The sequence below is a fragment of the Ruegeria sp. S84 genome (genome assembly GCF_056583445.1).
The window spans coordinates 2,488,427-2,503,595 of sequence record NZ_CM152618.1; the positions used below are offsets into that span (position 1 = coordinate 2,488,427).

A 15,169-nucleotide genomic window follows, 5' to 3' on the forward strand; every position below is an offset into this window, starting at 1 on the left:
TCCTTAGAACGTCCGCGCCTTGGGCGCGATTCTTTTCATGCTGATGCCTCCCTCGTCTTCGGTCGTCAGCGGATCAACGATAACCGGACGGTAGCTAAGCTCTACTTTGTTGCCATCGACACGGCTGACCGTGTGGACGCGCCAGTTCTCATCGTCACGCTCGGTGAAATCTTCATGGGCGTGTGCACCGCGGGATTCCTTACGCGCTTCGGCACCAACGATGGTGGCGAGCGCGCTTGGCATCAGGTTGGTAAGCTCGAGCGTCTCCATCAGATCGCTGTTCCAGACCAACGATCTGTCAGAAACCTTCAGATCATCCATCTTGGCAGCGATCGCGGTCATCTTCTCGACGCCCTCAGCCATGGTCTTCGAGGTGCGGAAAACCGCCGCGTCCTCTTGCATGGTGCGCTGCATCTCAAGCCGCAGATCTGCGGTTGGAATTGCGCCGCTGGCGTTGCGCGCCGCATCGAACCTGTCAAACGCTTTATCTAAAGAGGCCTGGTTCAGAACCGGGTTCGACGCGTCGGCATCCACAACTTTGCCCGCCCGGATCGCCGCCGCACGGCCAAACACCACGAGGTCGATCAGCGAGTTTGAACCAAGACGGTTTGCCCCGTGAACCGAGGCACACCCGGCCTCGCCCACAGCCATCAGGCCAGGGACCACGGCAGTCGGGTTGTCGGCTGTCGGGTTCAGCACCTCACCCCAATAGTTCGTCGGGATACCACCCATGTTATAGTGCACGGTCGGCAGAACCGGGATCGGTTCCTTGGTAACGTCAACACCGGCAAAGACGCGCGCAGATTCTGAAATGCCCGGTAGGCGTTCCGCCAAAGCTTCGGCTGGCAAATGGCTGAGGTTCAGATGGATATGATCGCCGTTGTCACCGTGGCCGCGCCCTTCGCGAATTTCCATGGTCATTGAACGGCTAACGTAGTCGCGCGGCGCGAGGTCTTTGTACTGAGGCGCATAGCGCTCCATGAACCGCTCGCCTTCCGAGTTGGTCAGGTATCCGCCTTCACCACGTGCACCTTCAGTGATCAGGCACCCCGATCCGTAGATGCCGGTTGGGTGGAACTGAACAAATTCCATATCCTGCAGTGCAAGACCCGCGCGGGCCACCATACCACCACCGTCGCCGGTGCAGGTATGTGCCGAGGTTGCACTGAAATAGGCGCGGCCATAGCCGCCGGTCGCCAGAACAACCATCTTGGCGTTGAAGACGTGCATCGTGCCGTCGTCCAGCTTCCAGCACACGACACCCTGACACTGTCCGTCCTCAGACATTATCAGATCAATGGCGAAATACTCGATGTAGAACTCAGCGTTGTTCTTCAGCGACTGACCATACAGCGTGTGCAGGATCGCATGACCGGTCCGGTCGGCGGCGGCACAGGTCCGCTGCACAGCGGGGCCTTCGCCAAATTCGGTGGTGTGGCCACCAAATGGGCGCTGATAGATCTTGCCTTCTTCGGTCCGGCTGAATGGCACTCCGTAATGTTCTAGCTCATATACAGCTTTGGGTGCTTCACGCGCGAGGTATTCCATCGCATCGGTGTCACCCAGCCAGTCCGAGCCCTTGACGGTGTCATACATGTGCCACTGCCAATGGTCTGGCCCCATATTCGACAAGGACGCCGCAATGCCGCCTTGGGCGGCCACTGTGTGTGACCGGGTCGGGAATACCTTCGTCACGCAAGCGGTGCGCAAACCCTGCTCGGCCATGCCCAATGTTGCACGCAGACCCGCGCCACCGGCACCGACAACCACCACGTCATATTCGTGGGTTTCGTATTCATATGCTGCTGTCATTGTTCTTGTTCCTTACTGCGCATATCCGAGAGCCAGACGCGCGAGCGCAAAGAGACCCGCAGCAATCAGTGTGTATGCAAAAGCCTGCGCGGCCATCAGCGCCAGCTTTTCCGCGACGCCATGCACGTAGTCCTCAATCGCTTCCTGGGCTTCGCGCAACAAATGCGGGACGACAACAACCAGTGTCAGACCCATGATAATCGCCGGAAACGGGCGGCTGTAATAGGCCAGAGCCTCTTCGTAGGTTCCACCCAAAGCGTGCCCGAAGGTAAATACAAACAGCGGAACAAGGATGACCAATGCCGCCGAGCTGAGCATCATTTGCCAGTGGTGATGTGTACCTGCACGTCCGGCCCCCATGCCCTGCGCGCGTTTACGGTCTGTGAGAAACTGCATCGCGAACCTCCCCTTAAAGCGCTACGGCTGTGATCAGAGCCAGAACAGTTGCCAGCACGAACATGCCAATGCCCATCTTCTCGGACACTTCAACATTCACGCAATATCCCAGATCCCAGATGACGTGCCGCAAACGGCCCAGCATGTGATAAAAAATGGCCCAAGCCGCGCCGAACATGATCAGATCACCCAGGAAACTGGTCATCAATCCATTGATCAGCTCAAAGGCGCTTTCCGATGTGGCCGCAGCAAGTAACCACCAGACGACCAACAAAGCCAAACCAAAAGACGCAAGACCCGTGATGCGTACCATAATCGAAGATATGGACGTCATCTGTGGACGATAGATCGTCAAATGTGGAGAAAGCGGGCGGTTGCCTCGATTTACATCGGCCATGTTGGCTCCTTTTCGGTTGGCTACCGAACGTTTTACTGTTTTTTACGACTCTGTCACGCGCTGCAGGTGCAAAATCCAGTAAATTTAACGCAAAATCGCTGATAAGCCGCGTTTGTGATCACACAAAATATTCTCGTGATCACAAATTACATTCGATACCGCCAATGTTAGCGTTTTCAATGAAAAAGCAATGTGATCACGAATCTATTATTGGAGCGGCGTCAGCCCTGCAGTCTGCTGTGTCACCTCGCGTAAAAGCTTCTTGCGAATACGTTCGGGATAATCCGCGAAGCCTGCTGCAGAGACGACAAAGGCCCCCTCGCCAACGATGACGTTCTCGAAGAAATAGGCTGTCAGATCGGGTTCACTTTCTTCTATCGCGATCGCGTTCACTGTGATGCCGCGATCCCGCAGTTTGGCGTGGATGGTCGACGGCTCGATTCCTTCATTCGAAATTCCGTCGCCCGAAAGATCAATAAGATGCCTTTCGCATTCGGGCACGTCGTCAAAGCTGGCAACCGTTATATCGAGCGCCTCACCTATCGCAGTTGAGAAGTTACGCCAGACACGAGGGTCAGCTGCGACCTGATCAGCAAAACGGTCCAGGGTGTTAAAACTATCGATCCGGGTCCAGGGGATCGTGATCCTCTGGCGAGAACTGCCTGTCCATTGCACAAGCATCAGCCGAGCCTGTCCGCGCACCAAGGCCTCGGATACGATAGGGTCCCGCAGACCTGCGGCAAGACCGTCCATTTGGATACGATATTCCTCGGAATCAACCGAGCCTGAAACGTCTACGGCCAAGGCCAGAGCCAAATCACAGGCATAAGCCTGAGATGCCAGATACAGGCTGGCGGCGAGCGCACGAAACATCATCATGCGCCAAGCGTAGCATGGATTTCGCGGACCGTGATCACTTGAATGTCAGCCGCCAGAAGGCATTGGCTACATCGGCATAAGAGCCCAATAATCCAAATCTAGCAGAACGTTAGGAAGATATCTCCCCTCGTCATTGCGCAAAGTGAAAGGCTCGCCGCCCTTGGTCGCAACAAGGCGCAAGCGGATGGCACCGATTCCGGGAGTTCCGGTCTCGGCCTTGTCCAAAACTTCGGACCAGGCTTTGATCGTATCGCCCGAGAAACAAGGGTTGGCGTGGGCACCGCCGTTCAGACCAACGATCATCTGCGCATTCGCCAGGCCATTAAACGACAAGGCACGCGCCATTGAGATAACGTGGCCGCCATAGATCAGCCGTCCCTCTGGACGGAAGGTGAGGTCGAAATGCACTTTGGCGATGTTCTGCCACAGGCGGGTGGCCAGCATGTGCTCGGCCTCTTCGACGGTCACGCCATCGACGTGATCGATCGTTTCTTCCGTGTTGTACGCATCCCAGCGGTGGTTTTCGCCGGATTGCACAAAATTGTATTTCGAGAAATCGAGCCCATGTGGTACCACCAGATCGCTGACATCAAGCGCCTTTTTCAGATTGGGCACCACCGTCTCTGGTGCAGGCGCGTCGAGGTTTGATTTGCGCACCATGACCCAGCGAACATACTCGATCACCACTTCGTCGCGCTGGTTCAGCCCGCGGGTGCGGACCCAGACGACACCGGTTTTGCCGTTCGAGTTCTGCTTGAGGCCGATCACCTCAGATTCAGCACGCAGCGTATCACCGGGGTAGACCGGTTGCAGCCAGCGCCCTTCGGCATAACCCAGATTGGCGACTGCATTCAGCGAGATATCGGGAACCGTTTTGCCGAATACCACATGGAACGCCGCCAGATCATCAATCGGGCTTTGCGGCAGGCCACAATTCCGGGCGAACTCATCCGAGGAATAGAGCGCATGTCGTGCAGGGTAGAGCGCGTGGTACAACGCGCGCTCGCCTTCGGTCACCGTGCGCGGCACGGCGTGATGCAGGATCTGCCCGACTGAATAATCCTCGAAAAAGTTACCCGGATTGGTTTTTGCCATTATTGCTGTCCCAGTTTCATGTCGGGGGTGTAATCAGCGGCGACCTCTTTGGTCACAGCCTGCGCGCAACGCATCACGTTATTTGCGGCGTCAAAGGCATAGGACGGGTCGCCATAAAGCTCCCATCCCTTTGCCAACGCGTCCGAGACCTTGTGGCAGAAGGCTGATGTGTCTTCCTCGGTCAACAAACGATAAAGTTTCGCCATTGATTAGGCCCCTTATCCACCAAACGGAGACGGACCAACCAGCCCGTGAATATAGCCCACAACGCCCAGCAGCACGATGGAGCCCACAAAGAACATGGCATCTTTGCCGTATGTGCCGGGTTCGCCCGGCGCCCAGTCTGGTTCGGATTTGTTGATCACGATCACTTCGACAATTGCCCAGGCCAACAAGCCACCAAACAGGATGATCGAGGCCAGATCACCGTTCACCAACAGGTGCGCAAAGGCCCAGAGTTTAAAGCCACCCAGCATGGGGTGACGGACTTTGTTCAACAGGCGACCTTTGGTTCCCGCAGGGCTGGCCAGATAGAACGCGATCAACACCAGCAGGTTGTTGACGTGAATCAGAAAGGTTGGCGGCGCCCAGACATATATGAAATCGGTCATGCGATAACCGAAGATCATCAACAATACCGAGGCCACCAAGGCGAGCGCCACGACGCCCTTGCCCGCGTCGCCCATGGCGGCACGTCGTTCCGGCATCGCGCGCTTAAAAAGATGTGCGGCCCACCAAAGTGCCAAACCAAGGATCAGAAGAACAAAGCCCATACTGGCTTACCCCGCTTGCAAAGCTACTATCGCCTCTGCTTTTGCCAGAGTTTCGCGGGCAGTTACAACGTGTAGGTTTTCAACAATCTTGCCATCGACAACGGCGACCCCCTGCCCCTGCGACTCGGTTTCCTCGAAAGCGGCAATCTGACGGCGAGCCAGATCAATCTCATCCTCGGAAGGGGCAAAGGCGGAGTTTGCGATGTCGACCTGGGCCGGGTGGATCAGGGTTTTGCCATCAAAGCCCATGTCGCGGCCCTGGGCACACTCGGCGGCCAGACCGTCGGTGTCCTTGAAGGCATTGTAGACGCCATCGACGATGATCAGCCCCTCGGCCTTGGCCGCCAACAGGCACAGGCCAAGCGAGGTCATCATCGGCAAACGGTCGGGGCGGAAGCGCGTCTGAAGCTCTTTCGCAAGATCGTTGGTCCCCATGACAAAGCCTGCCATCAGCGGATGTGCGGCAATTTCGGCTGCGTTCAGCATCCCGCGCGGCGTCTCCATCATCGCCCAGATCGGCAGGTCTCCGGTGATTGAGGTCAGCGCATCCACATCCGCAGCAGAACTCACCTTTGGCAACAGAACGGCATCTGCATCCATCTCGCGCACGGCTTCGGCATCCGCGCGCCCCCATTCGGTATCAAGCCCGTTGATCCGCACGATCTTGACCCGAGCGCCATAGCCTCCGGCGGCCAAAGCCGCCTTGAGGGTCTCGCGCGCGTTCTCTTTCTCATCAGCCGCAACCGCGTCTTCAAGATCAAAGATGATGGCGTCCACCGGCAATGTGCGGGCCTTATCAAGCGCGCGTTCACGCGAGCCGGGGATGTATAGTACCGAGCGATAGGGGCGTTGGCGCGGGTCCACTGGACTCTCCCATTGAAATAATGTTGCGCGGAATGGGGCATTTTTTGACGGAAAGTTCAAGAACAAAATCGCCGCAGCGCAGCATTTCCTGCGCTGCGCAACGTGCGTTGCCTTAACGCGATGTCCTTTTGCCTACGACACGCTGCTTTGAGGAAGAGCTTGAAAGGGGTGACCAATGAAAACGATAATGCTGAAAATGACGATTGGCTTGGGCATCATGGTACTGGCAGCGCAACAAGTCAGCGCACAGAATTGTGCGCCACGCGAAGACGTGATCAAGCGATTGACAAAGTCATATGGCGAAACCCGATGAGGCATCGGTATTGCGCGTCGGGGAGCGGTGATGGAGGTTTTTGCCTCGGACCAAACCGGCAGCTGGACCATTGTTGTGACCTTGCCGGAAGGTGTGACCTGCCTGATCGCCTCAGGCCAGTCTTATGAAACACTGGCCGAAGCATTGCCGCCCAACGCCTAAACCAGCGCATCCCAAATAAGTTTGCTTCCCGTCAGGGTCAGCAAGACGTAGGCAATGTTGAAAAACAATCGTTCGGAGAGCATGAAATGCGCCCGGACGCCCAGCCAGGCCCCGAGGATCGCAAACGGGGTCAGCAACAGGTCTGCCAAGGCTGTGTGCCAGGTGAAGAGGCCCAGATAGGCGAAGGGCACGAATTTGACGGCGTTGATTACCCAGAAGACCAGCACGGTCGAGGCTTGAAATTCGGTTTTCGTCAGGCGTTGTGACAGCAGGTACACGGCGGCGGGTGGGCCGCCCGCATGGCTGACAAAGCTGGTGAATCCGGCGATCAGCCCGGCAAACAGGCCCGCCGATGGAGGCAATCGGTTGGCAAAGCCCCGTACCCAGCCTCTGGTCTGGGCAACGTGCCAGATCACGAAACCGACCGATATTCCGCCAATCAACAGACGTAGCAGATCGTCATCCGTCGCACGATAAAGCCACGCGCCCAGCGCGATACCTGGTACTGCGCCCAACATCAGAAGGCGCGAATCTGGCCAGCTCCAGCGTTTCCAATACGGCTTTAACGTCGCCAGATCGATCACCATCAGTATCGGCAGCATTAGCGCTAGCGCCTGTCCTGGCGTCAGTATCAGAGCCAGAATCGACGAAGATGCAAACGCCACTCCCGAGCCGAACCCACCTTTCGAGATGCCCGCGAAGATCACCGCCGGGATCGCCACTGCAAAAAACATCAGGTTCATCTCGAACATCAGGCACCCCGGAAATATGCATGATTCACAGGCGGTTTAGCGCAATCGGCGGGGTGGGTGCAAACGGTATGCGGTGGCATGCCGCGCCGCAGAAGGCTTGCGTGACGCCGCTTTTGCGACTAGCACAACCGCGATTTCAAAACCGACCGGAGATATTCCAAATGGCCAGACCTAAGATCGCGCTGATCGGCGCAGGTCAGATCGGCGGCACGCTCGCCCACCTCGCTGCAATGAAAGAACTTGGTGACGTCGTGCTGTTCGACATCGCCGAAGGCACCCCGGAAGGAAAGGCGCTGGACATCGCCGAATCCGGCCCCTCGGAAGGCTTCGACGCCAAACTGAAGGGCACCCAGTCCTATGAGGACATCGCCGGTGCCGACGTCTGCATCGTCACCGCTGGCGTGCCGCGCAAGCCGGGCATGAGCCGCGACGACTTGCTGGGCATCAACCTGAAGGTCATGAAATCGGTCGGTGAAGGCATCGCCGCAAACGCTCCGGATGCGTTCGTCATCTGCATCACCAACCCGCTGGACGCGATGGTTTGGGCGCTGCGTGAATTCTCGGGCCTGCCGCACAACAAAGTCTGCGGCATGGCGGGCGTTCTGGACTCGGGCCGTTTCGCACACTTCTTGTCGGAAGAGTTCAATGTGTCCATGCGCGACGTCACCGCCTTTGTTCTGGGCGGCCATGGCGACACGATGGTGCCTTCAGTGCGCTACTCGACCGTTGCCGGTATCCCGTTGCCCGATCTGGTTGAGATGGGCTGGACCACGCAGGAAAAACTGGACGCCATCGTTCAGCGCACCCGTGACGGCGGCGCAGAAATCGTTGGCCTGCTGAAGACCGGCTCGGCTTTCTATGCACCGGCGACTTCGGCGATCGAAATGGCCGAAGCCTACCTGAAAGACCAGAAACGCGTTCTGCCTTGTGCAGCCTATTGCAACGGCGAACTGGGTGTCGACGGCATGTATGTCGGCGTGCCTACCGTAATCGGTGCAGGTGGTATCGAGCGCGTCGTCGACATCAAGCTGAACGAAGAAGAACAGGCCGGTTTCGACAATTCGGTCAATGCCGTTAAGGGCCTGATCGAAGCATGCAAGGGCATCGACAACTCGCTGGCCTAAGTCACGAACCCTAGAACCAATGAACCGGCCCTCTTCACGGGCCGGTTTTCTTTTACACGGTGCCAAGCTGGCTAAAAGATGTTCGCGCAAACGTCGCAAAACTCATCTATGAATGTGTTTTGTGGGCATGATCCCGGATCATCGAATCAATTTCCACGCCCCGCAATTTTTGTGATCACACCCCAAAAACCTGTGATCACAAATACTGAAAATCTTCGACAATTTCCCGTGACCCGTCAAAAAACTCTTTAATTTTGGCGCTTAGACACCCCTATAACGGTGTAATCGTAGTCAGACGGGACAATTTCGATGAACATTCACGAATATCAAGCCAAAGCGCTTCTTCGCAGCTATGGCGCTCCGGTCTCCGATGGTCGCGCAGTTCTGCGCGCCGAGGAAGCCAAAACCGCAGCCGGTGAATTGGACGGGCCGCTTTGGGTCGTCAAGGCGCAAATCCACGCGGGTGGTCGCGGCAAGGGTTCCTTTAAAGAGGCCGACGCCGGTGAAAAAGGCGGTGTCCGTCTGACCAAATCGGTGGAAGAAGCCGCCGAAGAAGCCAAAAAGATGCTGGGCCGCACGCTGGTCACCCATCAGACCGGCCCCGCAGGCAAGCAGGTGAACCGCATCTACATCGAAGCCGGTTCGGGCATCGAACGTGAACTTTACCTGGCCCTGCTGGTTGACCGCCAGACCAGCCGTATCTCATTCGTAAGCTCGACCGAAGGCGGCATGGACATCGAAGAGGTGGCCGCTGCGACGCCTGAGAAAATCCTGTCCTTCTCGGTTGATCCCGCCACTGGTTATCAGCCCTATCACGGCCGCCGCATCGCGTTCTCGTTGGGACTGGAAGGCGCGCAGGTCAAACAATGCGTCAAGCTAATGAACCAGCTCTACAATGCCTTCGTCGAGAAGGACATGGAGATGCTGGAGATCAACCCGCTGATCGTCTCGGACAAGGGCGACCTGAAAGTACTGGACGCCAAGGTCGGTTTTGATGGCAACGCGGTATACCGTCACCCGGATATTGCCGAGTTGCGCGATACGACCGAGGAAGACCCCAAGGAACTTGAAGCGTCCAAATACGACCTGAACTACATCGCGCTGGATGGTGAGATCGGGTGCATGGTCAACGGTGCCGGGCTGGCAATGGCCACGATGGACATCATCAAGCTTTACGGTGCCGAGCCTGCCAACTTCCTGGATGTGGGCGGCGGTGCGACCAAAGAGAAAGTGACCGAGGCGTTCAAGATCATCACCAGCGACCCTCAGGTCAAAGGCATTCTGGTCAACATCTTCGGCGGCATCATGCGCTGTGACGTGATTGCTGAGGGCGTTGTCGCCGCGGTGAAAGAGGTCGGCCTGCAGGTTCCGCTGGTCGTGCGTCTGGAAGGCACGAATGTCGAGAAAGGCAAAGAGATCATCAACACCTCTGGCCTCGACGTGATCGCAGCGGACAACCTGAAAGACGGTGCCGAGAAGATCGTTAAGGCGGTTAAGGGGTGAACACAGTGCGTGTTTCTTTCATTGGTGCGGTTCTATTGCCTTTCGCTTTTGCAGGCTGTGGCCTTCCTTCGGTGGACACGGCAACCATTAGTCAAACACCTGCCAATGCGTCGGAGTTTGCATTGGCTCAAAAAGCTGTGCAGGCATGTTCCCAAATACCCAACGGAAGTGACGCCGTAAGCAAAGCCTTCCGTCGTGCGGGCTTTAAAGTGGAAGCCAAAACATCGGAACGCGGAAGCGGAAAAACCGTCACCCGACTGGAAGTGACCGCTCCAAGCCCAGATGTAATCGTGATCCTTGATGGAACTAGCGAATGCAACATAGGCTTGAAAAACATGACGCCTCAGCAATCGTACAATCTAGCACTACCATGGGTGCGCCGATTTGATGCAATTTCAAATGCAGAAGCTGGCCAAGGCCTGTCTGATCATGTCGTTGGTGCCTGGAGGATTTTTACAAACACGCCCGATCTCCAGAGCAGAACCTATATCGCAGCCTACAAGACTTGGCCGCATGATCTTGATGGGTTCCCAGACGTTTCTGGCGCAGCTGTGCGGCTTACTCATGTCGTAGATTTTGATAAGTCCCAAACTCAAGGCGAGCTTGTTTACACGCTTAACTGAACAGTGTGTTGGCGCGCAAAACAACGTGCCCACACTTCACACAATTGAATAGGAGACTCCCAAAATGGCAGTCCTCATCGACGAAAATACCAAAGTGATCTGTCAGGGCTTTACCGGCTCGCAGGGCACATTCCACTCAGAACAGGCCATCGCCTATGGCACCAAGATGGTTGGCGGCGTGACCCCCGGTAAAGGTGGGATGACCCATCTTGACCTGCCCGTGTTCAACTCGGTCCACGAAGCCAAACATGTGACCGAAGCCAACGCCTCGGTGATCTATGTACCGCCGCCGTTTGCGGCTGACTCGATCTTGGAGGCGATTGATGCCGAGATGGAGGTGATCGTCTGCATCACCGAAGGCATTCCGGTTCTGGACATGATGAAGGTGAAGCGCGCGCTGGAAGGTTCAAGCTCGCGCCTGATCGGGCCGAACTGCCCCGGTGTTATCACGCCGGATGCCTGCAAGATCGGCATCATGCCCGGCCACATCCACAAGCGCGGCTCGGTCGGCGTTGTGTCGCGCTCGGGCACGCTGACCTATGAGGCCGTCAAGCAGACCACCGATGTGGGTCTGGGCCAATCCACCTGCGTGGGCATCGGCGGCGACCCGATCAAAGGCACCGAGCATATCGACGTGCTGGAATGGTTCCTGGCGGATGACGAAACCGAGTCGATCATCATGATCGGTGAAATCGGTGGCTCGGCCGAGGAAGAAGCTGCACAGTTCCTGGCGGATGAGGCCAAGAAAGGCCGCAAGAAGCCCACGGCAGGGTTCATCGCGGGCCGCACGGCCCCTCCTGGCCGCCGCATGGGCCACGCGGGCGCCATCGTCGCCGGCGGCAAAGGCGGCGCCGAGGACAAGATCGAAGCCATGCGCTCGGCTGGTATCGTCGTGGCCGAAAGCCCGGCGCAGCTGGGTGAAGCTGTGCTGGAAGCCATCGGTTGACCAGAATTTGACTGCTTTGGGAGGAGCGGTAAACATGACTTTCGGCGAAGCCATTAAAACCTGTTTCTCCAAGTTTTTCACCTTTTCGGGCCGTGCCTCGCGGCCCGAATACTGGTTTTTTTCCTGTTCATCGTGATCTGGAGCATCATTGCCGGGATCATCGACTGGCAGTTCTTCACTCAGGTCGCAGTGACTGAAACCGAAACATCCAAATCCGTCACGGCTACCTCGACAGGCCCGGTCCAAAGCATCGTCAGCCTGATTGTCTTCTTCCCGCATCTGGCCGTCGCGTGGCGGCGGATGCATGATACGGGGCGCAGCGGGCTTTATGCTCTGCTGCCGATCCTGCTGATACTTGGTGCGCTTGCCGTCCTGATCTTTGGCATCGGCCTTGCCAGCCAGTTCCATGGCGGCACGTTGGATATCCTGTTCACCCGCGCAACTCTTCTTATTGTCATTCCGACACTTCTTGTCCTGTTTGTGTCGCCCCTCCTGGTTCTGTGGTGGCTGACCCGCCCCAGCGAACCAGGCACCAACCAATACGGTCCCAACCCATATGAGGTAGCCCAATGACCGAACACTCGCCCAACACCGCCTTTCATGCCTCAAGCTTCATGCAGGGGCATAATGCCGAATATCTGGAGCAGCTTTATGCCCAGTACACCAAGAACCCGGGCGCTGTGGATGCTGCCTGGGTCGAGTTCTTCAAGGCCATGGGCGATGACGCGCCGGATGTGCAGCGCGAGGCCGAGGGACCTTCGTGGGCACGCAGCGATTGGCCTCCGATGCCTGCCGATGATCTGACGGGTGCGTTGACTGGCGAGTGGGCCGAGATCGACGCCAAAGCAGCGGGCAACAAAATCAAGGACAAGGCGGCGGCCAAGCGTGTTGAGGTCAGTGATGACCAGATCAAGCGCGCGGTGCTGGACAGCCTGCGGGCGCTGATGCTGATCCGTGCCTATCGTATCCGGGGCCATCTGGCCGCTGATCTGGACCCTCTGGGCATGCGCGCCGCCAGTACGCATCCCGAGCTGGACCCGAAGACTTACGGGTTCACCGATGCTGACATGGATCGACCGATCTTTATTGACAACGTGCTGGGCCTGCAGATGGCCAGCATGCGCCAAATCGTCGAGATCGTGAAGAGGACCTATTGCGGCACCTTCGCGCTGCAATACATGCATATCTCGAACCCGGAAGAGGCCGCGTGGCTGAAGGAACGCATCGAGGGGTTCGGTAAGGAAATTGCCTTCACCAAGGAAGGCCGCAAGGCGATCCTGAACAAGATGGTCGAGGCCGAGGGGTTCGAGAAATTCCTGCATGTCAAATACATGGGCACCAAGCGGTTTGGTCTGGATGGTGGCGAGGCGCTGATCCCTGCGATGGAACAGATCATCAAGCGCGGCGGCGCCTTGGGCCTCAGCGATATCGTGATCGGCATGCCCCACCGGGGCCGGTTGAACATTCTGGCCAACGTAATGGGCAAGCCCTATCGCGCGATCTTTAACGAGTTTCAGGGCGGCAGCTTCAAGCCTGAGGACGTAGATGGGTCAGGCGACGTGAAATATCACCTCGGCGCCTCCAGCGACCGCGAGTTTGATGGCAATAGCGTTCACCTTTCGCTGACCGCAAACCCAAGCCACCTTGAGGCGGTGAACCCAGTGGTTCTGGGTAAGGTACGTGCCAAGCAGGACCAGTTGAACGACGAAGACCGCACCAAAGTGATGGGCATTCTGCTGCACGGCGACGCAGCCTTTGCCGGACAGGGTGTTGTGGCCGAAGGCTTCGGCCTGTCGGGTCTGAAAGGGCACAAGACCGGCGGCACCATGCATATCGTGGTGAACAACCAGATCGGTTTCACCACCGCGCCGCACTTCAGCCGCTCCAGCCCGTACCCCACGGATATCGCGCTGATGGTTGAGGCTCCGATCTTCCACGTGAATGGCGACGACCCCGAGGCGGTGGTGCATGCCGCTAAGGTGGCGACCGAGTTCCGTCAGAAGTTTCACAAGGACGTGGTGCTGGATATCTTCTGCTATCGACGGTTTGGTCACAACGAGGGCGACGAGCCCATGTTTACCAACCCGATCATGTACAAGAAGATCAAGACGCATAAGACCACGTTGTCGTTGTATACCGAGCGCCTTGTCAGGGACGGGCTTATCCCCGAAGGCGAGATTGAAGACATGAAGGCGGCCTTTCAGGCACATCTGAATGAAGAGTTCGATGCCGGGAAAGACTACAAGCCAAACAAAGCCGACTGGCTGGATGGGCGCTGGTCGCATCTGGACAAGCACAAAGACGAATACATGCGCGGTGAAACCGCAATTACACCAGAGACGCTGGCCGAGATCGGCACCGCTCTGACCAGCGCCCCCGAAGGTTTTGCGATGCACAAAACCGTGGGCCGGTTGCTGGACCACAAGAAACAGATGTTCGAAAACGGAACCGGCTTTGACTGGGCAACGGGCGAGGCTCTGGCGTTTGGCTCTCTGCTGACCGAAGGCTACCCTGTACGTTTAGCCGGACAGGACGCGACGCGTGGCACATTCAGCCAACGCCATTCCGGATTTGTCCATCAGGAAACCGAGGAACGGTATTACCCGCTGAACAATATCCGCAAGGGCCAATCACATTATGACGTGATTGACTCGATGCTGTCCGAATACGCGGTGCTTGGGTTCGAGTATGGCTATTCACTGGCCGAGCCCAACGCGCTTGTTCTCTGGGAGGCACAGTTTGGCGATTTCGCCAACGGGGCGCAGATCATGTTCGATCAGTTCATCAGTTCGGGTGAATCGAAGTGGCTGCGGATGTCTGGTCTGGTCACGCTGCTGCCGCATGGGTTCGAAGGGCAAGGCCCAGAGCACTCATCCGCACGGCTTGAGCGGTTCCTGCAGATGTGCGGTCAGGACAACTGGATCGTGGCGAACTGCACAACGCCTGCGAACTATTTCCACATCCTGCGCCGTCAATTGCACCGGACCTTCCGCAAGCCGCTTATCCTGGTGACGCCGAAGTCGCTGCTGCGCCATAAGCTGGCGGTCAGCAAGGCCGAGGAATTCACCACAGGCTCGAGCTTCCATAGGGTGCTGTGGGATGATGCTCAACAGGGCAACTCGGACACTAAACTGGTGGCAGATGACAAGATCAAGCGGGTCGTCATGTGCTCGGGCAAGGTCTATTTTGATCTGCTTGAGGAACGCGATGCGCGCGGCATCGACGACATCTACTTAATGCGGATCGAGCAATACTATCCTTTCCCTGCGCATTCGCTGATCAACGAGCTTGAGCGCTTCAAGGGGGCCGAGATGGTCTGGTGTCAGGAAGAACCCAAGAACCAGGGGGCTTGGACCTTTATTGAGCCCAATATCGAATGGGTTCTGACCCGCATTGGCGCAAAACACTCTCGTCCGGTCTATGCCGGTCGCGCAACTTCGGCCTCGCCCGCGACGGGTCTGGCCAGCCAACACAAAGCCCAACAAGAAGCGCTGGTGAACGAAGCGCTGAGCATTGAAGGAAAGTAAACG

At 57.3% G+C, this 15,169-nt stretch carries 15 protein-coding genes and 1 pseudogene; 7 read left to right on the top strand and 9 right to left on the bottom strand.

Annotated elements, in window-relative coordinates:
* Positions 1-3: 3 nt before the first annotated feature.
* The 8 genes from sdhA to AC1DFB_RS12515 all read right to left on the bottom strand — a co-directional run bounded on the left by sdhA (position 4) and on the right by AC1DFB_RS12515 (position 6,216).
* Positions 4-1,812: a succinate dehydrogenase flavoprotein subunit gene (sdhA, locus tag AC1DFB_RS12480; RefSeq protein WP_480921376.1), complete on the bottom strand. Its 1,809-nt coding sequence runs from the start codon at positions 1,810-1,812 to the stop codon at positions 4-6.
* Between the two features lie 12 nt (positions 1,813-1,824).
* Positions 1,825-2,208 (bottom strand): succinate dehydrogenase, hydrophobic membrane anchor protein, encoded by a 384-nt coding sequence (locus AC1DFB_RS12485; protein ID WP_170395800.1) that lies wholly within the window; start codon positions 2,206-2,208, stop codon positions 1,825-1,827.
* 13 nt (positions 2,209-2,221) lie between these two features.
* Positions 2,222-2,605, bottom strand: coding sequence for a succinate dehydrogenase, cytochrome b556 subunit (gene sdhC / locus AC1DFB_RS12490; protein ID WP_170395798.1), 384 nt, complete (start codon positions 2,603-2,605; stop codon positions 2,222-2,224).
* 207 nt (positions 2,606-2,812) lie between these two features.
* Positions 2,813-3,484 carry a DUF1194 domain-containing protein gene (locus AC1DFB_RS12495; protein ID WP_480921377.1) on the bottom strand — a complete coding sequence of 224 codons (672 nt, stop codon included), beginning with the start codon at positions 3,482-3,484 and terminating at the stop codon, positions 2,813-2,815.
* Between the two features lie 66 nt (positions 3,485-3,550).
* Positions 3,551-4,579, bottom strand: a complete 1,029-nt coding sequence (locus AC1DFB_RS12500; protein ID WP_480921378.1) for a MaoC family dehydratase — start codon at positions 4,577-4,579, stop codon at positions 3,551-3,553.
* On the bottom strand, positions 4,579-4,785 hold the full coding sequence (locus AC1DFB_RS12505; RefSeq protein ID WP_170408336.1) for a DUF1737 domain-containing protein: 207 nt from the start codon (positions 4,783-4,785) through the stop codon (positions 4,579-4,581). Before AC1DFB_RS12505 ends, AC1DFB_RS12500 begins: the two co-directional genes overlap by 1 nt.
* A gap of 12 nt (positions 4,786-4,797) precedes the next feature.
* Positions 4,798-5,352 (bottom strand): NnrU family protein, encoded by a 555-nt coding sequence (locus AC1DFB_RS12510; protein ID WP_480921379.1) that lies wholly within the window; start codon positions 5,350-5,352, stop codon positions 4,798-4,800.
* Positions 5,353-5,358: 6 nt separating this feature from the next.
* Positions 5,359-6,216 carry an HpcH/HpaI aldolase/citrate lyase family protein gene (locus AC1DFB_RS12515; RefSeq protein WP_170395792.1) on the bottom strand — a complete coding sequence of 286 codons (858 nt, stop codon included), beginning with the start codon at positions 6,214-6,216 and terminating at the stop codon, positions 5,359-5,361.
* A gap of 175 nt (positions 6,217-6,391) precedes the next feature.
* Between AC1DFB_RS12515 and AC1DFB_RS12520 the strand changes: the two are divergent.
* Positions 6,392-6,691 (top strand): annotated as a pseudogene (locus tag AC1DFB_RS12520) (hypothetical protein).
* Here the strand turns inward: AC1DFB_RS12520 and AC1DFB_RS12525 are convergent.
* Entirely contained in the window at positions 6,688-7,443 is a 756-nt protein-coding gene (locus AC1DFB_RS12525) for a sulfite exporter TauE/SafE family protein (protein ID WP_170395788.1), read from the bottom strand. The pseudogene AC1DFB_RS12520 and the gene AC1DFB_RS12525 sit on opposite strands and share 4 nt — an antisense overlap.
* Before the next feature lie 161 nt (positions 7,444-7,604).
* Between AC1DFB_RS12525 and mdh the strand changes: the two genes are divergently transcribed.
* The 6 genes from mdh (at position 7,605) to AC1DFB_RS12555 (ending at position 15,166) form a co-directional block, all read left to right on the top strand.
* Positions 7,605-8,567, top strand: a complete 963-nt coding sequence (gene mdh / locus AC1DFB_RS12530; protein WP_480921380.1) for a malate dehydrogenase — start codon at positions 7,605-7,607, stop codon at positions 8,565-8,567.
* Positions 8,568-8,876: 309 nt separating this feature from the next.
* Complete coding sequence (sucC, locus tag AC1DFB_RS12535; RefSeq protein ID WP_480921381.1) at positions 8,877-10,070, top strand: ADP-forming succinate--CoA ligase subunit beta; 1,194 nt, start codon at positions 8,877-8,879, stop codon at positions 10,068-10,070.
* Between the two features lie 5 nt (positions 10,071-10,075).
* On the top strand, positions 10,076-10,693 hold the full coding sequence (locus AC1DFB_RS12540) for a hypothetical protein (protein ID WP_480921382.1): 618 nt from the start codon (positions 10,076-10,078) through the stop codon (positions 10,691-10,693).
* A gap of 64 nt (positions 10,694-10,757) precedes the next feature.
* Positions 10,758-11,639 carry a succinate--CoA ligase subunit alpha gene (gene sucD / locus AC1DFB_RS12545; RefSeq protein WP_170350627.1) on the top strand — a complete coding sequence of 294 codons (882 nt, stop codon included), beginning with the start codon at positions 10,758-10,760 and terminating at the stop codon, positions 11,637-11,639.
* 132 nt (positions 11,640-11,771) lie between these two features.
* The gene (locus AC1DFB_RS12550; protein ID WP_480921383.1) at positions 11,772-12,212 is read left to right on the top strand and encodes a DUF805 domain-containing protein; all 441 of its coding nucleotides are present in this window, start codon (positions 11,772-11,774) and stop codon (positions 12,210-12,212) included.
* Positions 12,209-15,166 carry a 2-oxoglutarate dehydrogenase E1 component gene (locus AC1DFB_RS12555; protein ID WP_480921384.1) on the top strand — a complete coding sequence of 986 codons (2,958 nt, stop codon included), beginning with the start codon at positions 12,209-12,211 and terminating at the stop codon, positions 15,164-15,166. Before AC1DFB_RS12550 ends, AC1DFB_RS12555 begins: the two co-directional genes overlap by 4 nt.
* Positions 15,167-15,169: the final 3 nt, after the last annotated feature.